This is a genomic window from Tenacibaculum sp. HL-MS23 (assembly GCF_032463465.1).
Taxonomy (GTDB): domain Bacteria; phylum Bacteroidota; class Bacteroidia; order Flavobacteriales; family Flavobacteriaceae; genus Polaribacter; species Polaribacter bernardetii.
Window position 1 is genome coordinate 935001 of the sequence record NZ_CP135989.1, and the last position, 25181, is coordinate 960181.

Annotated in this window: 25 protein-coding genes, 1 rRNA gene and 1 pseudogene (1 of these 27 only partly in view); 7 read left to right on the forward strand and 20 right to left on the reverse strand. The window is 31.4% G+C overall.

Annotated features, from left to right (window positions below; all coding sequences use genetic code 11):
- From RRF68_RS04280 to RRF68_RS04340, 13 genes are all read right to left on the reverse strand, one after another.
- Positions 1 to 43, reverse strand: a 16S ribosomal RNA gene (locus RRF68_RS04280); it reaches 1475 nt to the left of the window's first position.
- Positions 44 to 810: 767 nt separating this feature from the next.
- Complete coding sequence (locus tag RRF68_RS04285) at positions 811 to 1548, reverse strand: DUF4294 domain-containing protein (RefSeq protein WP_315945116.1); 738 nt, start codon at positions 1546 to 1548, stop codon at positions 811 to 813.
- A gap of 103 nt (positions 1549 to 1651) precedes the next feature.
- A complete protein-coding gene (locus RRF68_RS04290) occupies positions 1652 to 2902 on the reverse strand; it encodes an aminotransferase class I/II-fold pyridoxal phosphate-dependent enzyme (RefSeq protein WP_315945356.1) in 1251 nt (416 codons plus the stop codon).
- Between the two features lie 137 nt (positions 2903 to 3039).
- Positions 3040 to 5259 carry a xanthine dehydrogenase family protein molybdopterin-binding subunit gene (locus RRF68_RS04295; RefSeq protein WP_315945117.1) on the reverse strand — a complete coding sequence of 740 codons (2220 nt, stop codon included), beginning with the start codon at positions 5257 to 5259 and terminating at the stop codon, positions 3040 to 3042.
- Positions 5260 to 5269: 10 nt separating this feature from the next.
- Positions 5270 to 5731 carry a (2Fe-2S)-binding protein gene (locus RRF68_RS04300; protein ID WP_315945357.1) on the reverse strand — a complete coding sequence of 154 codons (462 nt, stop codon included), beginning with the start codon at positions 5729 to 5731 and terminating at the stop codon, positions 5270 to 5272.
- A gap of 66 nt (positions 5732 to 5797) precedes the next feature.
- On the reverse strand, positions 5798 to 7747 hold the full coding sequence (gene acs / locus RRF68_RS04305; protein WP_315945358.1) for an acetate--CoA ligase: 1950 nt from the start codon (positions 7745 to 7747) through the stop codon (positions 5798 to 5800).
- A 107-nt stretch (positions 7748 to 7854) separates the two neighbouring features.
- A complete protein-coding gene (locus RRF68_RS04310) occupies positions 7855 to 8325 on the reverse strand; it encodes a hypothetical protein (protein ID WP_315945118.1) in 471 nt (156 codons plus the stop codon).
- An 82-nt stretch (positions 8326 to 8407) separates the two neighbouring features.
- A complete protein-coding gene (fabV, locus tag RRF68_RS04315) occupies positions 8408 to 9595 on the reverse strand; it encodes an enoyl-ACP reductase FabV (RefSeq protein ID WP_315945119.1) in 1188 nt (395 codons plus the stop codon).
- Positions 9573 to 9983 (reverse strand): glyoxalase, encoded by a 411-nt coding sequence (locus tag RRF68_RS04320; protein WP_315945120.1) that lies wholly within the window; start codon positions 9981 to 9983, stop codon positions 9573 to 9575. The genes fabV and RRF68_RS04320 overlap by 23 nt, the downstream gene beginning before the upstream one ends.
- Positions 9976 to 10923, reverse strand: a complete 948-nt coding sequence (locus tag RRF68_RS04325) for a phosphoribosylaminoimidazolesuccinocarboxamide synthase (RefSeq protein ID WP_315945121.1) — start codon at positions 10921 to 10923, stop codon at positions 9976 to 9978. The genes RRF68_RS04320 and RRF68_RS04325 overlap by 8 nt, the downstream gene beginning before the upstream one ends.
- A gap of 100 nt (positions 10924 to 11023) precedes the next feature.
- On the reverse strand, positions 11024 to 12475 hold the full coding sequence (locus RRF68_RS04330; protein WP_315945122.1) for a bifunctional UDP-sugar hydrolase/5'-nucleotidase: 1452 nt from the start codon (positions 12473 to 12475) through the stop codon (positions 11024 to 11026).
- A gap of 54 nt (positions 12476 to 12529) precedes the next feature.
- Positions 12530 to 12718 (reverse strand): hypothetical protein, encoded by a 189-nt coding sequence (locus RRF68_RS04335; RefSeq protein WP_315945123.1) that lies wholly within the window; start codon positions 12716 to 12718, stop codon positions 12530 to 12532.
- A 1-nt stretch (position 12719) separates the two neighbouring features.
- Positions 12720 to 13673, reverse strand: a complete 954-nt coding sequence (locus RRF68_RS04340; RefSeq protein WP_315945124.1) for a PhoH family protein — start codon at positions 13671 to 13673, stop codon at positions 12720 to 12722.
- A 119-nt stretch (positions 13674 to 13792) separates the two neighbouring features.
- Here RRF68_RS04340 and RRF68_RS04345 point away from each other — a divergent pair, with 119 nt between their 5' ends.
- From RRF68_RS04345 to gldG, 5 genes are read left to right on the forward strand one after another with little or no spacing between them, the layout of a single operon-like run.
- A complete protein-coding gene (locus RRF68_RS04345) occupies positions 13793 to 14656 on the forward strand; it encodes an S-adenosyl-l-methionine hydroxide adenosyltransferase family protein (protein ID WP_275316403.1) in 864 nt (287 codons plus the stop codon).
- 4 nt (positions 14657 to 14660) lie between these two features.
- Entirely contained in the window at positions 14661 to 14957 is a 297-nt protein-coding gene (locus tag RRF68_RS04350) for a putative quinol monooxygenase (protein WP_275316402.1), read from the forward strand.
- Positions 14957 to 15481, forward strand: a complete 525-nt coding sequence (locus tag RRF68_RS04355) for a GNAT family N-acetyltransferase (RefSeq protein ID WP_218773262.1) — start codon at positions 14957 to 14959, stop codon at positions 15479 to 15481. Before RRF68_RS04350 ends, RRF68_RS04355 begins: the two co-directional genes overlap by 1 nt.
- On the forward strand, positions 15481 to 16188 hold the full coding sequence (gldF, locus tag RRF68_RS04360) for a gliding motility-associated ABC transporter permease subunit GldF (protein ID WP_315945125.1): 708 nt from the start codon (positions 15481 to 15483) through the stop codon (positions 16186 to 16188). The genes RRF68_RS04355 and gldF overlap by 1 nt, the downstream gene beginning before the upstream one ends.
- A complete protein-coding gene (gene gldG, locus RRF68_RS04365) occupies positions 16185 to 17825 on the forward strand; it encodes a gliding motility-associated ABC transporter substrate-binding protein GldG (protein ID WP_315945126.1) in 1641 nt (546 codons plus the stop codon). Before gldF ends, gldG begins: the two co-directional genes overlap by 4 nt.
- A 288-nt stretch (positions 17826 to 18113) precedes the next feature.
- On the opposite strand, the gene RRF68_RS04370 is transcribed toward gldG, so the two are convergent.
- From RRF68_RS04370 to RRF68_RS04390, 5 genes and pseudogenes are all read right to left on the reverse strand, one after another.
- On the reverse strand, positions 18114 to 18680 hold the full coding sequence (locus tag RRF68_RS04370) for a hypothetical protein (RefSeq protein ID WP_315945127.1): 567 nt from the start codon (positions 18678 to 18680) through the stop codon (positions 18114 to 18116).
- A 5-nt stretch (positions 18681 to 18685) separates the two neighbouring features.
- A complete protein-coding gene (locus tag RRF68_RS04375) occupies positions 18686 to 18850 on the reverse strand; it encodes a hypothetical protein (RefSeq protein ID WP_315945128.1) in 165 nt (54 codons plus the stop codon).
- Between the two features lie 99 nt (positions 18851 to 18949).
- A pseudogene (locus RRF68_RS04380) lies at positions 18950 to 19342 on the reverse strand (transposase); the annotation flags it as partial.
- A complete protein-coding gene (locus RRF68_RS04385) occupies positions 19339 to 20118 on the reverse strand; it encodes an NAD-dependent epimerase/dehydratase family protein (protein WP_315945129.1) in 780 nt (259 codons plus the stop codon). The pseudogene RRF68_RS04380 and the gene RRF68_RS04385, both read right to left, overlap by 4 nt.
- Positions 20090 to 20755, reverse strand: coding sequence for an MIP family channel protein (locus RRF68_RS04390; RefSeq protein ID WP_315945130.1), 666 nt, complete (start codon positions 20753 to 20755; stop codon positions 20090 to 20092). Before RRF68_RS04390 ends, RRF68_RS04385 begins: the two co-directional genes overlap by 29 nt.
- A 107-nt stretch (positions 20756 to 20862) precedes the next feature.
- On the opposite strand from RRF68_RS04390, the gene RRF68_RS04395 reads away from it, so the two are divergent.
- A complete protein-coding gene (locus RRF68_RS04395) occupies positions 20863 to 21702 on the forward strand; it encodes a DUF2911 domain-containing protein (RefSeq protein ID WP_315945131.1) in 840 nt (279 codons plus the stop codon).
- A gap of 116 nt (positions 21703 to 21818) precedes the next feature.
- Complete coding sequence (locus tag RRF68_RS04400; protein WP_315945132.1) at positions 21819 to 23006, forward strand: NAD(P)-dependent oxidoreductase; 1188 nt, start codon at positions 21819 to 21821, stop codon at positions 23004 to 23006.
- 5 nt (positions 23007 to 23011) lie between these two features.
- On the opposite strand, the gene RRF68_RS04405 is transcribed toward RRF68_RS04400, so the two are convergent.
- Both RRF68_RS04405 and RRF68_RS04410 read right to left on the reverse strand, forming a co-directional pair.
- Positions 23012 to 23470, reverse strand: coding sequence for a GNAT family N-acetyltransferase (locus RRF68_RS04405; protein WP_315945133.1), 459 nt, complete (start codon positions 23468 to 23470; stop codon positions 23012 to 23014).
- Positions 23471 to 23472: 2 nt separating this feature from the next.
- Positions 23473 to 25128 carry a sodium:solute symporter gene (locus tag RRF68_RS04410; RefSeq protein ID WP_315945134.1) on the reverse strand — a complete coding sequence of 552 codons (1656 nt, stop codon included), beginning with the start codon at positions 25126 to 25128 and terminating at the stop codon, positions 23473 to 23475.
- Between the last annotated feature and the right edge of the window lie 53 nt (positions 25129 to 25181).

Sequence of the window (25181 nt, forward strand, 5' to 3'; positions counted from 1 at the left end):
GCCGCTAGCGTTCATCCTGAGCCAGGATCAAACTCTTCATTGTATATTTTAAATAATATTAATGAATAAGTTTCAAAAGAATTTGTTCTAACGAATTAGAACGTGGTTATTCTACTCTTTGTTTACGCTGTCAATTTCAATATTTTCAATGAACTTTTAGGGTATCGCACTCATGCTGTAAAACACTCGCTGTAAATCCTAATTTTGTAGAAACGCTAGATTCGAACTAACTGATTTTTATTACTAAATCATTCCAAAATTTCTCTGATCGTATCGCTTTCTTAAAGCGGTTGCAAATCTATAAACTTTTCTAAAACTGACAAAACTTTTTGAAGCTTTTTTTTAAGTTATTTTCGCAACATTTTAATGAACTATTTACCCTAAATCGGACTGCAAAGATACTCTCTTTAATCTGTACTAAACAAGTAATATTTAACTTATTTTTTACACTTTATTAAAACTATCTTAACCAGTATTTTTTAGGAACTTTTAAAGCATCTCACTCATGCTCTGTAGCACTCGTTTTTCCCTCAGCGGGTGCAAATATAGATTCCTTTTTCAACATAACAACTACCTTTTTTATCTTTCTTTTAAAGTTTTTTTTTAGCCCTGTTTCTTAAACACTTAACTCTAATATTAATCCCATATTTTAGAAGTGTACTATTGATTTGATTTTCGCGTGAGGGATTGAACGACTTGTTTGAGCTCTTTTTACCTTTTTTGGTAAAAAAGCGAGTAGTGAAAGCCCGACAATTTTATAGAAATTGACACGCCATAAAACTTTTTAAGCTTCATAACAAACCTCTTTAATTATTTTTTATTGCTTTTATTTTTTCTAGCACGCTTTTTCTGCTGCTTTGCAAACATTATTTTATAGAATTCTACATTTACAGCTCCTCTACCTTTTGATACTATAGATAAATAGTCTTTTTTTAATTTTGGTTCTTGATATTCTAATTTTTCTTCGATAAAAGCACGCTGCAAGACATCTTCTATTAAAAAATCTTCATTCTCTTTTTCTGGTAGATATTCTGATTTTAATGACAACTTAAACATATTGGCTGTTGCATTATACCAAAAAGCTTTCCAACCGTTTCGTAATTCTTTTACATTATTAAATGCTGTCTTGCCAGATTGACGGTGTATTAACTTTAATAATATTCTCCCTTCTGTTCTCGTTAATTTTTTTAAAGGCTTTGTTAATTCCTCTTCTAAATATTTTTGAGTTTTTTTTACAAATTGTCTTTTTTTTCTTTTTGATTTTATTTGTGTTAAATGAGCATCAACACTATCTATTTTTTTTACTGCTAATACAGCATACGGATAAGCTTTAAAAACTTTACGCCGAAACCAATAATAATAACGTACATCTGATTTCTCATTATACTTATGCTTTGGCAAAATAGCAACTTCGCTTAATGTAATCATTAAACTATCACCTTCTTTTATTAAAAAATATTCGTTATTGAAATTTGGAAGCGTATCCTTTATTTGTCCCATCGTAACAGCAACAAATAGCATTATATATATGTATAAAAACTTTTTCATCATTTATAATTATCAAAAAGGATTCCAAATGTATTCCTTTCTTTTTTAAAACAAAAAAACTCATGAAATTTTCATGAGTTTTTTTGTTTTAACCTTTAATTTATTACTCAGCCATTATAGCTTCTGCAACTTTTTTATAAGTTCCGTTTTCTAATTTTTCTCTTATTCCTGTAAACGCAACAATTGTTTCATCTACATCTTGTTGTGTATGTCTTGCTGTTGGAATTAATCTTAAAATAATTAACCCTTTAGGAATTACTGGATACACTACAATTGAACAAAATACACCGTGATTTTCACGTAAATCCTGTACCATTGCCATTGCTTCTGGAATTTCTCCTTTTAAAAACACTGGTGTAATGCATGTTTGTGTTGTTCCTAAATCGAAACCAGCAGTACGTAAACCAGATTGTAAAGAGTTTGTTATTTTCCATAAATTCTCTTTTAACTCAGGCATTGTACGAATCATATCTAAACGCTTCAATGCTCCTTTTACCATTGGCATTGGTAATGACTTTGCAAACATTTGAGATCTCATGTTGTACTGCAAATACTGAACTACATCTTTATCACCTGCGAAAAAGGCTCCAATACCAGCCATAGATTTTGCAAACGTTGCGAAATATACATCGATACCATCTTGAACACCTTGCTCAAAACCAGTACCTCTACCTCCTTCACCTAGCGTACCGAAACCATGAGCATCGTCGACTAAAATTCTGAAGTTATATTTTTCTTTTAAAGCTACAATCTCTTTTAAACGACCTTGCTCACCACGCATACCAAAAACACCTTCTGAAACTAATAGAATTCCTCCACCAGTTTTTTCAGCCATTCTTGTAGCTCTTTTTAAGTTTTTCTCACAACTTTCGATATCGTTATGACGGTAAACAAAACGCTTACCTGAATGTAAACGAACTCCGTCAATAATACATGCATGTGTATCCATGTCATATACAATAATATCATCTTTATTTACCAAAGCATCGATAGCAGAAACCATTCCTTGATAACCGAAGTTTACCAAATATGCTGCTTCTTTATCAACAAACTCAGCACATTCTTGCTCTAATTGTTCGTGATATTTTGTATGACCAGACATCATACGAGCTCCCATTGGGTATGCTAATCCATCAGTTGAAGCTGATTCTCCATCTACTTTTAAAACTTCTGGGTGATTTGCTAATCCTAAATAATCATTGATACTCCAAGTAATTACTTTCTTACCATTAAAAGACATTCTGTTTGAAATTGGTCCTTCTAACTTAGGAAACACAAAATACCCTTCTGCTTTATCTGCCCATTTTCCTAAAGGCCCTTTATCTTCTTTAATTCTTTCAAATAAATCTTTTATCATTATTACTTTTGTAATTTTATATGTGGCGAAATTAATGCTTTTTAACAGATTTTCAAAATTGATGTTTTCTTCATTAATCATCAATAAAAAAGATGCCTTACTAATATGACATCTTTTTATATGAAACTATTAACTTATCCTTTTATAGATTGATCTAATTCTTTGATAAAAGGTTGTTTATATAATCTTTGTCCTAATGCTTTATAAATTGCATTTGCAACAGCACCACCAGCTGGTGGTAAACCTGGTTCTCCTAAACCTGTTGGTGATAGTTGGTTTTCAACAAAATGTACATCTACCTTAGGTGTTTCATTCATTCTTATTAATCGATAGGTATCAAAATTTTTGTTGGATGGTTTTCCGTTATCAAAAGTTAAATCACCATACATTGCATGTCCGATTCCGTCAATTACACCACCTTGTACCTGATTTATTGCCCCTGTAGGGTTTACTACAATTCCGCAATCTACCGCTGCAACTACTTTTGTAACTACAGGTAAACCATTTTTTAAGATAACCTCGGCAACTTCAGCTACATGAGTATTATGACTATAGTATGCAGAAAAACCTTGAAAAACACCTTCTTTCGCTTTTCCCCAACCACCTTTCTCTGCTGCTAGCTTGATAGTATCTTCCATTCGTTTACCGGAATATTCTATTTTTTTATCTTGTGTTTCTTTTACTTTTTGTAATAAATCGATTCGCAATTGCACAGCATCGATGTTTAACTCCGTTGCTAATTCATCAAAAAATGATTGCTCAGCAAAGGCTAAAAAATTAGTGTACGGCGCCCTCCAAGCTCCTGTAGTAATATCACTTTGATAATTCTTCGTAGAAACTTTATAGTTTGGAATACATCCCGCAGGGAAAAAGTGCGGAATTAATCCGTACATATTACTATTTACTCCTGCTTCTTTTAAATGATATCCTGTAATTTTATTGTCTTTTATTGATGCTGCAATTCGGTATTTTATTGCTGGTCGATAAACACCTGTAGTCATATCATCTTCTCTGGTAGATATAACTTTTACTGGTTTTTTAATTGTATTAGAAATTTCGGCTGCCTCGTATACAAAATCACCGTATAAACGACGACCAAATCCGCCACCCATTCTAGTCATATGCACTTGAACATCGGCTAAATCTCTACCTAACATTTCTGCAACCACCATCGCTGCAAACTCTGGAGTTTGTACTGGACCAATTAAATCAACTTTTTCTGAAGTAACATTGGCGAAAAAATTCATTGGTTCTAAACAATTATGAGGTAAAAAAGGTGAGTGATACGTTCTTTCAACTATTTTATCTGCTGCTGCAAATGCTTTTTCAATATCTCCATCTTCACGACGTACATCAAAATCTTTAGCATCTAAAATATCATTTAGCGTTTTATCATGAGCTTCTGTATTTTCTAATTCTTTATTATTCGTTTTCCAGACAGCTTTTATGGCTTTTTTTCCTTTAATAGCTGCCCAAGTATTTTCTGCAACGACTACTACTTTATCTGTTTCAGACATTTTAAAAGTCCAATTAGATTTACCTGAATCTAAAAAACTTCTAACTTTATCTCCAATAGTTATAACGTCTATTACACCTTTTACTTTTTTTGCTTCGGATGCATCAAAAGAAGCTAATAATTGGCCAAATGCCGGCGGTCTTAATACTGTTGCGTATACCATTCCGGGAGCTTTATAATCTAAGCCAAACAAAGGTTTACCTGTTACTATTTTTTCTAAATCTACATTAGTTGCACTCTTTCCTATGATGGTAAATTCAGAAGGTTTTTTTAAAGTTACATTTTCAGGTACTTCTAAAACAGCTGCTTCTTTTACAACATCTCCATACCCTAAAGTTTCTCCTTTTGCATTTGTAATAAGACCTTTTGATGCTTTACATGTTGTTGCATCCACTCCCCATTTTACGGCAGCTGCATTTACTAACATTTGTTTTGTAGTAGCTCCTGTTTGTCTTAAAGCATCCCAACCAAAACGTATTGACTGACTTCCTCCTGCTAACTGACGTTTATAATTTTTAGTATCTAAAGGAGCTTGTGCTACGTGTACTTTATCCCAATCGATATCTAACTCTTCTGCGATAATCATTGGCATTGATGTTTTTACTCCCTGCCCTATTTCGGGATTTGGAGAATAAATAGTTACATAACCCTCTTCTGAAATTTTAATAAACGCGTTAAAATCGTTATAGTTTAAGTTTTCTATATCTATTGATGGAGCTACATTTGGTTTACATGCCGTAAAAAGATTAAAACCAATTATAATTCCGCCACTTGCTAATGCTGATGTTCTTAAAAAATTTCTTCTACTAAACGTGAATTTATTTTCTTGTGTGCTCATAGTTCAATTTTTAAGACATTTTTTTAGCTGCAATTGCTACTGCTTTTTCAATTCTATTATAGGATGCACATCTACATAAATTACCATGCATAGCTTCCCGAATTTCTTCTGTTGATGGCGTTGGGTTGTCCTTTAAAAATGAAGCTGCTGTCATTATTTGACCTGCCTGGCAATATCCGCATTGCGGAACATCAACTTCTTTCCAAGCTTCTTGTAACGGGTGATCTGCATTTTCTGATAAACCTTCAATTGTTGTAATTTCTTCTTTATCTAACATAGACATTTTTAACTGGCAACTTCTCATTGCTGTTCCGTCTACATGCACTGTACAGGCACCACATTGTGCAATTCCACAACCAAATTTGGTACCAACCATATCTAACTCATCTCGTAAAACCCATAATAAAGGTGTATCATCTTCCGCTGAAAAAGAGCGTGATTTTCCGTTAATTTTTAAAGTATAATTTGGCATATTGATTGTTTTTTTATTATCTGTAAGGTACAATAAATTACTTATTTTCATAAAAAAAGCTTTCTTTTAAGATTGCTTAATAATATCTGCTACAACTTCTGGATTTAACAATGTGCTTATATCCCCTAAATTATCAATATCTTTATTTGCTATTTTTCGCAAAATACGTCTCATTATTTTTCCTGATCTTGTTTTTGGTAATCCTTTGGTAAATTGTATTTTATCTAATTTAGCAATCGCACCTACTTGTTCTGTTATAATTTGATTTATTTCTTTCCTTAAATTATCTTGATTTCTAGACTCGCCTGTTTCTTTTAAAATTACGTAACCACACAATGCGTTTCCTTTTATATCATGAGGAAATCCTACGATTGCTGATTCTGCCACAGCAGGATGTTCATTAATCGCATCTTCAATAGGTGCAGTTCCTAGATTATGTCCTGAAACAATAATTACATCATCTACTCTTCCAGTAATTCTGTAATAACCTACTTCATCTCTTAAAGCTCCGTCTCCTGTAAAATATTTATTCTCATATGCAGAAAAATAAGTTTCTTTATATCTTTTATGGTTTCCCCAAATAGTTCTGGCAATCGAAGGCCATGGGAATTTAATACATAAACGTCCGCTTACTTGATTCCCTTCTATCTCTTTACCTTCTTCATCCATTAAACCTGGCTGAATACCTATAAATGGCAATGTTGCATATGTTGGTTTTGTAGGTGTTACATAAGGAATTGGCGTTAACATAATTCCACCATTTTCTGTTTGAAAGTAAGTGTCTACTATAGGTGCTTGATTTTTACCGATATTATCATCATACCAGTGCCAAGCTTCTTCATTTATTGGTTCTCCTACCGTTCCTAAAACTTTTAATGATGATAAATCGTAATTTTCTACATAACCAATACCTTCTTTAGCTAATGCTCTTATGGCTGTTGGCGCTGTATAAAACTGTGTAACTTTATGTTTCTCTACTGTTTGCCAAAAACGACTATAATCTGGATAACTTGGTACACCTTCAAATAATACTGAAGTAGCGCCATTTGCTAAGGGTCCATATATTATGTAACTATGACCTGTTATCCAACCAACATCTGCACTACACCAATACACATCGTTCTCTGTATAATTAAATACATTTTTAAAAGTATATGCCGAATACACCATATAGCCCGCTGTAGTATGTAGCATTCCTTTTGGTGTTCCTGTTGAACCTGAAGTATACAATATAAATAACGGATCTTCAGCATCCATAATTTCAGGTTCACATACTGCCGATGCTTCTTCTAGAAGAGGTGCTAACCAAAAATCTCTATCCGTTTTCATTGTAATATGAGATTGGATTCTTTTAACGACTAAAACAGCTTCAACACCTAAGCAACTCTCTAATGCTTCATCTACTATTCCTTTTAAATCTATTGTTTTACTTCCTCTAAAAGAGCCATCACTTGTTATTACAATTTTACAATCACAATCATTTATTCTTGTTGCTAGAGCCGTTGATGAAAACCCAGCAAAAACTACTGAATGTATTGCTCCTATCCGTGCACATGCTAAAACGGAGTATACTAATTCTGGAATCATAGGCAGATAAATACAAACTCTGTCTCCTTTCTTAACTCCTTTATCTTTTAACACATTTGCCATTTTACATACTTTTTGATGTAAATCTCTGTATGTTATATGCTGTGCTTCTTCATTTATATCATTTGGCTCAAATAGGATCGCTGTTTTATCGCCTCTTGTTAACAAATGACGATCTAAACAGTTTTCTGTAATATTTAATTTAGCTCCTTCAAACCACTTTACCTCTGGTTTCTTAAAATCCCAGCTTAGTACATTATCCCATTTTTTTCTCCAAAGAAAATGTTCTTCTGCAATTTCTCCCCAAAATTTCTCTGGAGAAGCGACTGATTTTTTATATACTTGAAAGTACTCTTCTAAATGCTTTATATGATAGTTACTCATGTGGTTTAGTTCATTGTAATTTGTTTTAAATTTAGCTTTTTTTATAGAAATAAAAAAAACATTTTACTTTTGTACATTTTAAAACAAGAATTACCCTATTTAAACTCCTATCGTAGCTTTAATATATTTTATGAAAAATATTTTTTACAACGCTATAACTTATCTAACTCTAAACGAAAATCATATTGTAAATCTTCGTGCAGTGTTGTTATTAGTTTCTCTATCAACTTTATTTGCGTCGTTAATATATTTTGTAAACGCGGACTACTTTTTATAGAAGGCTTAAAGTTTTTAAGTTTTACACAGAAATACAAGAGTAATTCGACTTCTGTTTCTTTTTTCTTTGAAAAACGAATGTATTTTTTAGTAATTGTTAATATTTTTCGGGCGCTTTTTCTGATAAAAAAATAACTTTTTGTATTAATACCTACAAATAATACATCTATTTCATTTTTTACACCTAAAATATACCTTTCTTCATCATGAGACTCAAATAACAGGTAAGTAAGTAATTCTTTATTTTCTTTTTTGAAACGCGCTAATTTTAAACACAGCTCTAACAATTCGTTAGAATTTTTATGTTTTAATTCATCTTTTAATGCTTTTACTGTAGCTGTTTCCATAATATAATTTAAAAATTAAATATAACTAAAAAACCTCATAGACTTAATATCTATGAGGTTTTCAATTTATTTTTTTATCGACTTATTGGATACTCGGAATATTAACTAATTCATTCACATCAACATCATAATCTACTCCGTCAACTTTAAATCCGAATAACTTAAAGAATTCTTTACTATATCCTTCTAAATCTCCTATTTCGGCTAGATTTTCTGTAGTTGCTTTTTCCCACAATTCTGCAATTTCTGCTTGCACGTCTTCACGCATTTCCCAGTCATCAACTCTAATTCTTCCTTTAGCATCTAAATTTAAATCACCACCAAATAAACGTTCGCTATACAAACGTTGAATTTGCTCGATACATCCTTCATGAATTCCTTTTGCCTTCATCACTTTAAATAATAAAGAAATATATAAAGGAATTACCGGAATTGCAGAACTAGCTTGCGTTACTAATGCTTTATTTACAGAAACGTATGCTTTTCCGTTTAATGATTTTAAATCATCTGTAATTTTAAAAGCTGTTGCTTCTAAATCGTCTTTTGCTGCACCAATTGTTCCGTTTCTGTATACTGGTTTTGTTACTTCTGGGCCAATGTAAGAATAAGCAACTGTTGTAGCACCTTCTGATAATAAGTTCTCAGATTGTAAAGCGTCTATCCACATTTTCCAATCTTCACCTCCCATTACCGTTACTGTATTTTCAACATCTTCACCTTCGGCAGGGTTTATAGATATTTCTGATACTTTTCCTGTATGAAAATCAACTGTTTTATTCGTAAAAACTTCTCCGATTGGTTTCAAAACAGATTTAAAGCGTTTTCCTGATGTTGGATGTGTTCTTACTGGTGATGCTAAACTATAAATTACTAAATCAATTTGACCTAAATCCTCTTTGATTAAATTTACAACTTGCTCTTTTATTTCGTTAGAAAAAGCATCTCCGTTAATACTTTTGGCATACAAACCTGCCTTTTTCGCTTCTTGTTCGAAAGCTGCAGTATTGTAAAAACCTGGCGACCCAGGTCTTCCTTCCGTCGCTGGCTTATCAAAGAAAACTCCGATTGTTGCCGCACCAGAACCAAAGGCACTTGAAATTCTTGATGCCAATCCGAAACCTGTTGATGCACCTATTACTAATACTTTTTTAGCGCCTTCTATTTTACCTTTCGATTGTACGTATGCTATTTGATCTTTTATGTTTTGCTCGCATCCTATTGGGTGAGATGTTAAACAAATAAACCCTCTAGTTCTTGGTTCTATTATCATTGTTGTTTGTTTTAAAATCTTTAATTTCTAATTGGCTATCTTTAATTCGTTGCCCAATCATCGTTAAAATTCTTTTATTAATATCAGTATTGTTTTCTTTATAAAAGGCAAATTCACCAACGGTAAACTGACCTATAATTAAACCTAAAAACTGATTTTTTAAATTTATATTTTTTTTGGTGATATTGTTCACCGCTTTATTAAATTTCTCTTTTTCGACATTTAAAATATCTACTTTTTGATTCTTACAAAAGAAAACAAAAAATTGTAAAAGCAGCTCGTGCTGTAACTTTAAAATTGGCCGTATTGTTTTATTCTGAAAATCTTCTACAGGAATTTCAGAGGATAAATTTAAAACCGGACGAATACTTATTTTGTTACTATTCATTTAAAAAATTAACTACATTTTTTTCTATACGATCTAATACGTTTGTTGTATTTGCTTTTACAAATTTCTCTCCTGTAATTTGTTCGTATAATTCGATATATCTATTTGAAATCTCGATAACTTTTTCGTCAGACATTTCAGGAATTTGTTGTCCGTCTTTTCCTTGAAAATCATTTTCAATTAACCACTGACGTACAAATTCTTTTGATAATTGCTTTTGAGCTTCACCTTTATCTTGCCTTTCCTGATATCCTTCAGCATAAAAATAACGAGAAGAATCTGGCGTATGAATTTCATCAATCAATACAATTTCACCTTCTTTTGTTTTTCCGAATTCATATTTAGTATCTACTAAAATCAATCCTCGAGAAGCTGCAATTTCAGTTCCTTTTTGAAACAATGCTCTTGTATATTTTTCTAAAACGATGTAATCTTCTTCAGAAACTACATTCTTAGCTAAAATTTCTTCACGTGTAATATCTTCATCATGGTCACCATTATCAGCCTTGGTAGATGGTGTAATTATAGGAACAGCAAACTTGTCGTTTTCTTTCATTCCTTCTGCCATTGCTACGCCACATAAAACTCTTTTACCTGCTTTATATTCACGCGCTGCATGACCAGACATGTAGCCACGAATTACCATTTCTACCTTAAAAGGCTCGCATAAATAGCCAATTGCTACGTTTTCATCAGGGTTTGCATGCAACCAATTCGGAACAACAGCTGCTGTATCATTCATCATTTTGGTGGCAATCTGATTTAAAATCTGACCTTTAAAAGGTATTTGACGTGGTAAAACTACATCGAAAGCTGATAATCTATCTGAAGCTATCATCACTAATAACTCGTCATTTATATTATAAACTTCTCGTACTTTTCCTTTATAAACCGACTTTTGTTTTGGAAACTGAAAATTGGTTTCGTTAATTGTATTCATTTTTTGTTTGTTGTGTTGTTGACTACAAAAATATGTTATTTATTCTTCTTTTTTATTTAACACCTCTTTTTAATTACCTAAATCAGCTTTTGTAAAAAAACTAAATAGTGTATTTAAAGTAATTAGCACAACTAGCATAATTAACCTCTGAATTGGTGTTTTGTAAATAAGACATTATTGATTCTGCTGCCGAAAGATCTTGTACTTTATTTTCTTCAGGAAAATATTCATCGTGAACAGCAGGAATGTAATCGTTTAAACCTACCGAAAGTATCGTATTATCGTTCATTAAATTACCGGTCGCATCTTTAATTTCAACTTTATTTCCTACTTGTTCAATAGTAATTCCTGAATAATAAAAACCAGATGCTGAACCTATTAAAAAGTCTTTTATTTGCTGAACACTCATATCGTATTTTACGGTTCCGTTATTAAAAGGCTCTATGGTATATATCTCTTCCTTGGTAATATCGCCTTTATCTAAAAAGCTTCTAACTCCTCCTGAATTTTGAAAAGAAACATCTACATTCATCGCACTTTTAAGCGCATCCGCATAAAAACAACCTACTTTATGTTTCTCGTGATATATTAATGACTCACCAACTACTTCTTTTAGTTCTGGTAAATCATTATAACCGTCAATAATATCTTTTAAATTCTGATCATATTCTGTTACTTCATCAAGATTGATAAGTGTATATTTAATATTAGTAATTGTTTTATTTTTTACTGATATTTCAATTTCCCCTAAGTTCTTTAAATAAGATCCTGATTGAAAAATTGGAATTCCGTTTTCAATAGTATTAATTTCTTGATGAGAATGCCCGCCAACAATTAAATCGAAATACGGATATTGTTCTGCCAACTGTACATCTCCTAATCCTTTATTTGTAGAGTGCCCTAAATGAGTTAATGCGATAAAAAGATCTGAATCTTCAGATTTTTTAACATCTTTATATTTGCTTACAACAGTTTCTGGTCTTTGAAAAGCAAAGTTTTGAACTTTCCATGGATGTGTAGACGGAATTGTACCATTGTCTTTTCCGTTTGTTTCTACCAAACCTAAAAACGTAATTTTTAAACCATCTTTTAAAACCGTATAATATTCGTTTGGTTGCGGCACATTGGTCTCTAACATATCAACATTTGCGCACACCCATTTAAAATTAGATTGATCAATTCTGTCTTTCAACGTTTCTTCACCGTAGTCGAATTCGTGATTTCCTAAAACTGAAATATCAAATCCTACTCTATTCATAACATCAATCATCGGGTATCCTTGATTGTCTGTATAATTATCAACCACTGGGCTTCCAGAAAACATATCGCCACTACACGCAACGACGACACTATTATTTTCTTTTTCCTTATCAATTATATATTTAATTTTAGCAAAATTGTCTAGTCGGGCATGCTGGTCATTTACAAAGAAAAGTGTTATGTTTTTTTCTATATTTTCATTTACATTGTTATTATCTGTCTTTGGTGAACATGAAAAAAGTATTAAAAGAGAGATTATATTCAGAAAAAACAAAGGCAATTTATTTTTCATTTTATTGATGATTTTAATCGTTTTATTAATTTGATGAATTATTGATGATAATAATTATTGTTTTATTTTTTTATCAAAAAGAGAATAAAAAAAAGCAACTGATGATCCTAAAAGCATAATAAACAAACTTGTTCCTTTTAAGAAAGAAGGAAGAATAGGATTGTTATTATACTCTAAAAAATAAATAGTTGCTCCAGTAATGCATATCAAAAGCCCTAATAACGCTATTACTTTCTTTTTCATATTATTCAGTTTCTATACTTTTATACGCTTTAATAATGCTTTTAATTAATCGGTGACGCACTACATCTTTATCATCTAAATACACCATCGCAATTCCTTTAATATCTTTTAAAGCCAATAACGATTCTTTTAATCCAGAAATTTGTTTACGAGGTAAATCTATTTGGCCAGGATCTCCAGTAATAATAAATTTTGCATGCATTCCCATTCTTGTTAAAAACATTTTCATTTGGTTATGCGTTGTATTCTGTGCTTCATCTAAAATAACAAAAGCATTATCTAACGTACGACCACGCATAAATGCCAAAGGAGCAATTTGTATAATTCCTTTTTCTAAGTGCGATTCTAATTTCTCATGCGGAATCATATCACGCAAAGCATCGTATAAAGGTTGCATATACGGATCTAGTTTTTCTTTTAAATCACCCGGAAGAAAACCTAAATTTTCGCCAGATTCTACCGCAGGCCTTGTTAAAATTATTCGGCGAACTTCTTTTTCTTTTAATGCTTTTACCGCTAATGCTACTGCTGTATATGTTTTCCCTGTACCTGCAGGTCCAACAGCAAATAGCATGTCGTTTTTTCCCATCAAATCAACCATTTTTCGCTGATTTGTTGTTTGTGCTTTTATCAATTTACCACTAACACCATGCACTAAAACACCTTCTGTTTTTCCTGACTTTCGAATTTCTTCTTCTTTTCCGGTTGATGTTAAAACACGCTCGATACTGTTTTCATCTAACTTATTATACTTATTAAAGTATTTCATTAGCATCAATATCCGTTTTTCTAACTCATCTAAAATTTCGGGTTCACCATAAATCTTAAGCTTATTTCCTCTAGCTACAATTTTAACTTTCGGAAAATACTTTTTCAACTCTGTTATCGTACTATTTTGAGCTCCAAAAAATTCATTTGGGTCGATTTCTGTTATTTCAATGATACGTTCGTTCAATTGATAAAAGTTTTAATTTATTCACTTTAAAAATAATGATTATTTTTATTGATTTATGTAGTTTTGCTATAAATTTTAGCCTATTTTTTCAACCCACTAATTAACAAGTATTTATATTAATGTCTCTAATTACATTGACCACCGATTTCGGAATAAAAGATCACTTTGTTGGTGCTGTAAAAGGAGCAATTTATAGTGAGTTACCTGAGGCTAAAATTGTTGATATTACACATCATATTACGCCATTTAACATTACCGAAACTGCTTATATTTTAAAAAACACTTACAAGAGTTTCCCCGAGAAAACAATACATATTGTTGGAGTAGATTCTGAATTAAGCGTAGATAACAAACACATTGCTATAGAATTAGACAATCATTATTTTATTTGTCCGGATAACGGTTTAATATCAATGATTACATCAGAAATTAACCCTACCAAGATTGTAGAAATTAATATTCATAATCATATAGAAACTAGCTTTCCTGTTTTAGATGTTTTTGTGCAAGTAGCTTCGCATATTGCTCGTGGCGGTAGCTTAAATGTTATCGGTAAGGAAATAACTTCTTATAAGAAAATTATCGAGATACAGCCAAAAGTAAATCAGGCACAAACTGTTATTATTGGTGGTGTTATTTATATAGATAACTACGGAAATGTAATTACAAACATCCACAAAAAACTATTTAATACTATAGGAAAAGGTCGAGATTTTAAAGTCTCTGCAAAACGATCTTTTTTTAATAAAATTTACAATCGATATAATGAAATTGTAGACTATACCGTTCCTGAGGATAAAAGACGCTATGACGGAGAAAAGCTTGCTATTTTTAATTCGGCAGGTTTTTTAGAAATTGCAATTTACAGAAGCAATCTAAACACCGTTGGTGGTGCTTCTTCTTTATTAGGTTTAGGTTATAGAGATACTATTACTATTGAGTTTGAAACAATTGAAACACCTGATTTTACCACAATAAATTAAAAATATGTTTGTACGAATTGTAAAAATGAGTTTTCATTCAGATAAAATTGAAGAATTCTTAGCTAATTTTAACACCAAAAAAGAGTTTATTAGAAACTCTCCTGGTTGCCGTTTATTAGAATTGTATAGAGACAAAACAAATTCTGATATCTTTTTTACTTACAGCTATTGGGAAACCGAACAAGACCTAGAAAACTACCGAAACTCTGATTTATTTAAAGGAGTTTGGGCACAAACAAAAGTATTATTTAACGACAAACCATTAGCGTGGAGTGTTGACAAAACCGTAAGCCTACCATAATGAACTACCCTACTATTTTCCCTGAGTTATCTACAGAAAGATTAACATTACGTCAATTATCTTTTAACGATAAACGAACTATTTTTAAACTGCGTTCTAACAAAGAAATTAACAAGTTAATTGTTAGAGATACGCCTAAAAACTTAAATGATGCTGATTCTTTTATTCAAACTTGTTTGGATGAATTTGAAAAAGGAAATCGAATTTTTTGGGCAATTCAGCATCAAGAAAGCAACCAAATAATTGGTACCATTGTTTATCATAATATCAATGCCGAAAATAATTATGCAGAAATTGGCTATGAATTAAATCCCGATTTTCAAAATGAAGGTTTTATGAGTGAAGCCATGGCTACTGTTTTAGAATATGGTAAATCGGTTTTAGAACTAAACACCATTGAAGCTTTTACACATCAAAATAATACTGCATCAACAACGTTATTAGAAAAACATCAGTTTATTTTAGATGATGAGGATTTATTTGACGACAATACTATTTTTCGCCTCGATATAAACCAAGAATAATGTACGCCATACTAAAAAAAGAATTTAACTCATTTTTTGCATCACCAATAGCTTATTTAGTTATCGGAGTTTTTTTACTCGTAAACGGATTGTTTTTATGGGTTTTTAAAGACAATTTCAATATTTTAAATGCTGGTTTTGCCGATTTAAGTTCTTTCTTTTATTTAGCGCCGTGGTTATTTTTATTTTTAATTCCGGCAATTACCATGAAAAGTTTTGCTGATGAACTAAATAGCGGAACCATCGAAATTTTAAAAACCAAACCTGTAACCGATTGGCAAATTGTACTTGGTAAATTCGCAGCTTCTTTACTTTTAGTATGCATTGCGTTGCTACCTACTTTAACGTATGTATATACCGTTTATTTGCTAGGAAACCCTATTGGTAATTTAGATATTGGTAGTACAATTGGTTCGTATTTAGGATTACTTTTTTTAGCTGCCACTTATACGGCAGTTGGTTTATTTACGTCTACACTCTCTAAAAATCAGATTGTCGCTTTTATATTAAGTATATTTATCACTTTTATTTTATTCTACGGATTTGATGCTGTAAGCGACACTTTAGGTAACTCGATACAACAATTCGGAATTAACGAACACTTTAAAAGTATTAGTCGCGGTGTGGTTGATACGCGCGATGTTATTTACTTTTTAAGCGTTACTATTTTCTTTTTATTCATCACCAAACAACAATTAAAAAAATGAATAAGAAGCTACAACATATTGCTTTTGCATTTATCGGTTTAATCTTGATAAACTACCTTTCTAATGCTGTTTATAAGCGATTCGATTTAACACAAGATAAACGATATACAATTTCTGATGTTACCTATAAGTTGCTCGACAAGCTAGACGACACTATTTTAATAAACGTGTATTTAGAAGGCGATTTTCCTGCAGAATTTAAGCGTTTACAAACAGAAACACGTCAGTTTTTAGAAGAGCTAAAAGCAATTAATTCTAATGTTCGCTTTCGTTTTATCAATCCGAAAACAATTCGGGAACGTTTGATAAAAAAAGGAATGATGCCAAGTCAATTAACTGTTGAAGAAGACGGTGATTTATCAGAGGCTATTATTTTTCCTTGGGCAGAAATTAGTGTTGGTAAAAAAACGGAGTTGGTTTCTTTATTACCAAACTCATTGGCAAAAACACAAGAAAATCAATTGCAAAACGCTATTAAAAAATTAGAATATTCTTTTGCGAACGCAATTCATAACATCACCAAAACAACAAAACCCAAAATAGCTGTAATTGCTGGTAATGGTCAATTAGAAGATATTCAATTATACAGTTTACTAACCGAACTCGGTAAAAAATACCGTTTAGCAAAGTTTTCATTAAATAACGTAGCAACGAATTCGCAGAAAACACTAACCGACTTAGCAAAATACGATTTGGCAATTATAGCCAAACCTACGGAACGTTTTACAGAAGAAGAAAAATTCACTTTAGATCAATTTATTACAAACGGAGGGAAATCTCTTTGGATGATTGATCAAAATTATGCAGATACTGATAGTTTATATAACAACGGAAAAATGTTAGCTTTTCCTCGTGATTTAAACTTAACCGATTTACTGTTTAGCTACCAAGTTCGTGTAAATAACAAGTTAATTCAAGATTTGTATTCCGCTAAAATTCCGTTAGCTACTGGTAATGTAGGAAACCAAGCACAATTTCAGCATTTAAACTGGTTTTATCATCCGTTGGTAAACGGAAACCCGAAGCATCCGATTACGAAAAACCTTACTCCTGTTCGTTTTCGTTTTGCTACGCAAATAGACACTTTAAAAGGAAACTTAAAAAAAACACCTTTATTAGTAACTTCTGTACTTACAAAAAAAATAGGAACGCCTAATTTTGTTGAGTTACAAAGTATTGCAAAGCAACCTATAGAAAACGAATTTAATAGTGGACCGCAACTTTTAGCGGTCTTATTAGAAGGTACTTTTAATTCTGCCTACAAAAACAGAACGAAACCATTTAATACACCACTTTTTAAAGAAGAAAGTAAAGCTAATAAAATGGTAATTATTTCGGATGGAGACCTTGCTAAAAATCAGATTTTAAAAGGGAAACCACATGATTTAGCTTTAGATAAATGGACAGGTGAACAATTCGGAAACAAGGAGTTTTTAATTAATACTATCGATTATCTACTAGATGATTCTGGGTTAATTAACCTTCGCAATAAAACAGTAACCATTAATTTATTAGATAAACAGAAAGCATACAATGAAAAAAGCTTTTGGCAATTTATAAATATTGGAGTTCCGTTACTACTACTTGCGTTGTTTGGTTTTGGTTTCAATTATTTAAGGAAGCGGAAGTATTCTTAAGTAGATAACAAATTTATATCTTCTACTCATTTTTCACTTCTTCTTTGGCTTCCTTTTTTGCTAGTGCGAGCGTCTCGCTCGTACTTACTTTATATTTTTTTTCTAAATATTAAAAACCATACTCTTAATATTCTTATCTCTTACTATGCCGGTCACGAGTAAGATGCTCTCGCTAGCGGGGCGAGCGAGACGTTCACACTCACTATTATATTTTTCCACTATCCCTTCTTTTCTTTAATGACACGAGGAGTATGCTCGCGCTAGCGGGGAGGTTTTCATCAATTATAATTACTTTTTTACAGGATATACAACTCTCCCTCCTTTATAATACTTTATTTCTTCTTGAGTAGGTGAAAAATTATAATCTGTAGCAATATTAGGACATTCTAATACATATTTTACCAAAATTGTATCTCCTATCTTTTTCTTCTTTAATAAACTTCCATTTATTTTAAAGTATTTACTTATACTATCCTTACTTTTATTTATCTTAAATCTAGAGATTGCATGCCAAGAAAATTTTGAATTACTTTTTTCTACTATAATAGCTCTATCAATAATAACCTTACTATTCAATAATAATTTATCTCTTTTTAAAAAAGAAAATTTTAAAAAAAGTATAAATAATATTACCGGTAAAGTATAAATTAAAGTTAACCCATTGTATCCTTTCTTTTCAAAAAATTTTCTCATTAGAAAAAATAAACCAAATAAAACTATTAATAAAATATACATTGATGATAAATTACTTGCTCGAAATACACAATAATCTTTTAAATCCAGAAAATAACCGCTATTAAAAACTGTAGTAGTTATTAAAATAATAGTATATATAATTAATAAACTGTTCTTCATGTTATTTAATTTTTATTCATGTTGTTTTCTTCTTTAAATAATTCTGAAGAAACATCCTTTATTATATTAGTAATAGCACCAATTGTTATACCTGTACCTTTATCTACAATAACAAGTACCCCTTCCTTGTCTTTTAGTTTAGCAAAATATTCTTTGCTTCCTTCTATCATTCTGTAATATTCAAACCCATCTTTTGATGCTAGAAAATCCCCCCGCTGGCGCAAGCGTCTCGCTTGTGCTATTATACAAACTATATGTATCTCTCATTGTCATATATCTATTTCTAAAATAGTTTGGTCTTCTTGATAGTTCCTTGCACTACTATATTTCCAATCTATAGGATTTGTTACAAATCCACTTTCTACAGGATTGTTATGTATATAAGCTATCTTTTGTTGTATTACTTTTTCACTCCACAATTCTATAAGCTTATTATGTTATTGCCAAAACTGGCGCTTTTTAACATTACTTTTTTTACTTCCCCCTCTTTCCATCATCCATAACAGCCATTCTTTTCTGCTCTCTTGTAGATTCTCTTCTATTGTTTTAATTAACTTTCTTGCTGTAAACCCTTTAAAATCTCGTATCAATCCTGATGGGTTTTCTTCTTTTGCTCTAAATATTAAATGAACATGACTCGGCATAAAACAATATGCTATTAATCAACTAACAAATTATCGTGAATAAAAGTGTACCTCAATTGCTTTTGTACTTTATCAGCATTTATAATTTTATATTTTAAAGGAGAAGAATCATCAAAAACTGGAGGTTCTTTTTTCAATACTTTCCTTGCGTTTAAATAATATTCTTTTCGTGTTGGATGGTGATTTGAGCAAGCATTAAAAACTTCTCCAAAAACATCTTGTTGTATAATTTGATAGATAATTTCTACGCAATCATCTTGATGTATCATATTTACAAAACCTTTTGGGTGTGGTATTTTCTTATTTTGAAACCAATTTCCTGGTTGTCGCTCATATCCAAACAAGCCTGCAAAACGAACAATTGTTGTACCAAAACAACTATTTTCACCAAAAGCATTTTCTATTTCAACTAAGGGAGAATTTATTGTTACATCTTCTTCTGTCATTTCTTTATTCAAACTAGGATATACCGAAGTTGAACTTATAAAAATCACTTTTTTAATAGTTGATTTTTCTATTTCTCTAATCAGGTTTTTAAAGCCTAATACATTTTTTGAAGGAATTGCTACGATTAATATTTCAGAAGTCAAAAATGGTTGAATAGTCTCTTCGTTAACTTTATCAATATCAACTAAAAAAGGGTTAATTCCAAGGTTTTTAAAATCCTGAAGTTTTTCTACCGAAGTTGTAGATCCTTTTATTATAAATTCTTTACTTATTAAATATGTAGCCAATGGTTTTCCTAACCAACCGCAACCTAAAATACTAACATTCATCATCGCAACAATTATCATCTTTAACTAATTTACAAGAAACCACCGCTAACAAAGCCCCTAAAATTGGTGCCAATATATACAACCACAAATGTTCTAAATGCCCAGAAATCAAAGCTGGCGCAATAGAACGTGCAGGATTCATAGATGCTTTTGTCATTGGCCCAGCAAACATTGCTTCTAATAAAACCACAGCTCCAATAGCAATTCCTGCCATTACGCCTACTTCTTTACTTCCGCTAGAAACATTAATAATTGTTAGCATTAAAAAGAAGGTTAGCAGTAATTCTAAAATAAATGCACGCCACGGTTCAAACGACGGAATCGTAGCTCCGTAATATTCACTTGCAGGAAACAAAACCCATAAAATACAACTTGCCAATATTGCACCTAATAATTGGGCAATAATATATTTCGGAACTTCTTTCCATGAAAATTTTTTAGCATACGCAAAGGCAATTGTTACTGCAGGGTTAAAATGTGCTCCTGATATTTCTCCGAAAGCATAAATCATTGCCATTACAATTAAACCCCAGGTAATTGCAACACCTGTATGTGTTAAATCGGTTCCACCAGTTATTTCACTCACTGTCATGGCACCTGTACCACAAAAAACTAAGGCAAAAGTTCCTATTAATTCTGAAATATATTTTTTCATATTGCAAATATCAACTAAAAAAATGATGTTTATTTTAAGTTTTCATTAACATTTAACTGAATTATTCCTTGTAATTTTAACATCTAAATTTAAAACAATCAATTATCATGAAAAAAATAGTTTTAAGCCTATTTGTAGCTGCACTTACGTTAACTACAAATGCACAAATAAAAACACCTGCTCCAAGTCCTACTTCTAAATTAGAACAAGCTGTTGGTTTATCTGATGTAACAGTTGAATATTCTAGACCAGGAATGAGAGATAGAGCAATTTTCGGAAACTTAGTTCCTTTTGACAAAGTATGGAGAACTGGAGCTAACGAAAACACGAAAGTTACTTTTAGTACTGATGTTACTATCGACGGAAAAGAATTAAAGAAAGGAACATATGCTTTATATACAAAACCAGGAAAAGATGCTTGGGAAGTAATTTTTTATACGGATGCAACAAACTGGGGAACTCCACAGAAATGGGATGCTAATAAGGTAGCTTTATCTACCACTGTAAAGGCTGATATGATGCCTATGAAAATAGAAACTTTTACAATTACTATTGACGACCTTAAAAACGACTCAGCTGTTTTAGGAATGTTATGGGAAAATGTGTATGTTGGTGTAAAATTTAACACGCCTACTGATAAAGCTGTAGAAGCAAGTATTGCTGCTACTATGCAGGGCCCAAAAGCTGGTGATTTTTATTCTGCTGCTGTATATTATTTACAAAGTGATAAAGACATTAAAAAGGCGGCAACTTGGATTAACAAGGCTGTAGACATGACTAAGGACAAGCCTCGTTTTTGGTATTTACGTCAGCAATCTTTAATTTTAGCGAAAGCTGGTGATAAAAAAGGAGCTGTTAAAGCTGCAAAAGCATCTTTAGCTGGTGCTGAAAAAGCAGGTAACGCTGATTATATTAAAATGAATAAAGAGTTTTTAGCAAAAATGTAATTCATTTAAAGTAAAAACGTTTATATAAAATAAAGTCTGCAACTTAGGTTGCAGACTTTATTTGTTTTATACCCTTTTTTTTTATTATCCTAAAAAACAAATACTAACTTTGTGCTATGAAAAAATCAATAGCCATTATTGGCGGTGGTCCTTCTGCGTTATTTGCTGCAGCTTTTTTAGATACTAACAAATTTGATGTTACCATTTACGAAAAAAAGAAATCGTTAGGACGAAAATTCTTAGTTGCTGGTGATGGTGGATTTAACCTTAGCCACGGAGAATCTATTGATAAAATGATTGCACGCTACACACCTACTTCATTTCTTAAAAATGCTTTATTAAATTTCACTAATGATGATTTACGTAACTGGTTATTATCTATTGCTATTCCAACTTTTGTAGGAAGTAGTAATCGTATATATCCTGAAAAAGGAATTAAACCTATTACAGTTCTTACCAACATCAAACAGTTTTTAAGCGATAAAAATATACAATTTGTATACAATTATGAATGGAAAGGTTGGAATGATAAAAGTGAGTTGATTTTTAATGACAACAAAATTATCACCCCTGATTATACTATTTTTTCATTAGGTGGCGCTAGTTGGAAAATTACTGGATCAGAAGGTAATTGGATAGATAATTTTAAGGAGAAAGATATAAATACACTTCCTTTCTTGCCTGCTAATTGTGCTTATTATATTAATTGGAAAAGTGATTTTATATCTAAAAATGAAGGACAACCTTTAAAAAACATTGCACTTTCTTGTTTAGATAAAAAACAAAAAGGAGAATTGGTTATTACAAAATTCGGATTAGAAGGAAATGCTATTTATGCATTGAGTACGCAAATACAATCGCAACTAACTGCTAACAAAAAACCTGTTATTTATTTAGATTTAAAACCGATGCTTACTTTTACTGAGGTTGTAAAAAAAATAAAGGGCTCTCATTTAAGAACTACCAATATTCTTAAAAAAATATTGAAGTTAAGTGCACCTCAAATTGCTCTTTTAAAAACTACTTTAACAAAAGAAGAATACATCAACAAAAACAGTATTGCAGAAAAAGTAAAAAACTTACCTCTTATTATTGAAGCTGCTGCTCCTTTAAATGAAGCTATTTCAACTACTGGCGGAATTGCTTTAAGCGAAGTCAACGAAAATTTCGAGCTCAAGAAACTCAAAAATAGTTACTGTATCGGTGAAATGTTAGATTGGAACGCGCCTACAGGAGGTTATTTATTGCAAGCTTGTTTTAGTATGGGTGCCTATATTGCTAAACACTTTAATGAAAAAGAGTAATGGTATTACTTTAAACCTCTTCTCATATTAATTAAGTGCTTTTTAAATCCTGCTTTCTCATAAGCTTTAATAGCTCCAGGATTATCAGCATATACATCTAATCGAACTTCAAATGTGTTTTTAGATATTACCCAAGTATGCAAAGCATCAATAACTAGTTTATTAATTCCTTTACCTCTATGAGAATTTTCAACATACATAAAACCTAAATACCCCAAGTTTTGATGTTTTAAATATGGTTTTGCCAATTGTATTCTGGCATAACCAGAGCCTACAACATTTCCTTCATCTACAGCTACAATAACTTCTACTTCATCAGACAAAATCATTGCTTTAATATCATAATATGATATTTTTTCGTCTTTTAAAGTAATGTCAAAAGGTCTTTCGAAATTAATAAGCGCTTGTTCAAACTCTAAAAGAATAGGCAAATCTTTTAAAGTGGCTGTTCTAGTTGAAATCATTCTTATTTCTTATTTAAAAATGGTTGTAATAAAGAAGCTATTAAAATTACCAATCCGCAACCCAAAGCATTCAACCATAAGAAAGGTAACCAATCTGCTTTCCAAACATAAATAATAATTAACTGAGTGATAATAGCAGCAATAAAAACCGCGTTCGATTTTACAAACTTAAAGAAGAATGCTAACAAGAATATTCCTAATACATTTCCGTAGAAAATAGAACCGATAATATTAACTAACTGAATAAGGTTGTCGAATAAATTGGCGACACAAGCAACGGAAATTGCTAAAAGCCCCCATCCTAAAGTAAACCATTTGGTCATTTTTACATAATGCTCTTCACTCCTATCCTTCTTTTGATTTCTTTTATATAAATCGATAACAGTGGTTGATGCCAACGCATTTAACTCAGATGCTGTTGATGACATTGCTGCCGATAAAATTACCGCTAACAATAAGCCGATTAAACCTTTTGGTAAATTGTGTAAAATAAAATGAATAAAAACATAATCTTTATCATTCGTTTCTACTAAAGCATCTGCTTTTGTAATTATTGCTTTAGCTTGCTTTTTTATTGATTTATCTTGCTCGTTTAACGCTTGTAATTGTTTTTTATTCGCATCCGTTAAACCTTCAAAAATTAAAGCTTTCTTTTGATTTTCTATCTGGATATGTTTCTCTCCTAAAACCTTGTATTCTGAGGCATATTGAGAGTTTTCAACAACTTCACTGGCTTTCGGATTAAAATTTAAAGGAGATGTATTAAATTGATAAAAAACAAATACCATTACCCCAACCAATAAGATAAAAAACTGCATTGGCACTTTTAATAATCCGTTAAAAATTAATCCTAATTGACTCTCTCGAACAGATTTTCCTGATAAATATCGTTGTACTTGACTCTGATCGGTTCCGAAATAAGAAAGCATTAAGAAAGTCCCTCCTAAAATACCTGTCCATACAGTATAACGATTGTTTAAATCCCACGAGAAATCTATAACTTTCATTTTATCAGATGCTCCTGCAATTTCTAACGCTTTTGTAAAGGTAATTCCGTCAGGTAAATATTGTAATATCAAATAAAACGCAATAAACATTCCTGCAAAAATTACTGCCATTTGTTGTTTCTGAGTAACACTTACGGCTTTTGTTCCGCCAGAAACAGTATAAATAATTACCAAAAAACCAATAATTATATTTAATGTAATTAAATCCCATCCTAATACGGCTGACAAAATAATAGCAGGCGCAAAAATGGTAATTCCTGCTGCTAGTCCTCTTTGTATTAAAAATAGTATAGCGGTTAAAGTTCTTGTTTTTCTATCAAAACGACCTTCTAAATACTCGTATGCTGTATATACTTTTAATCGATGATAAATAGGAATAAATACCAAACAGATAATAACCATAGCAATTGGCAATCCGAAGTAAAATTGTACAAACCCCATTCCGCTATGAAATGCCTGTCCTGGCGTAGATAAAAACGTGATGGCACTTGCTTGTGTTGCCATTACCGACAAACCAATCGTCCACCATTTACTATCACTTCCTCCTTTAATATAATCTTCAGCGTTTTTTCTCCCTCTAGTTTTCCAAACTCCGTAAAAAACAATAAACGATAATGTTAACGAAAGTACAATCCAATCGATTACCTGCATATTCTTAGTTAGTATATAAGTTTGTAATAATATAAAATATTGCGATATAGACT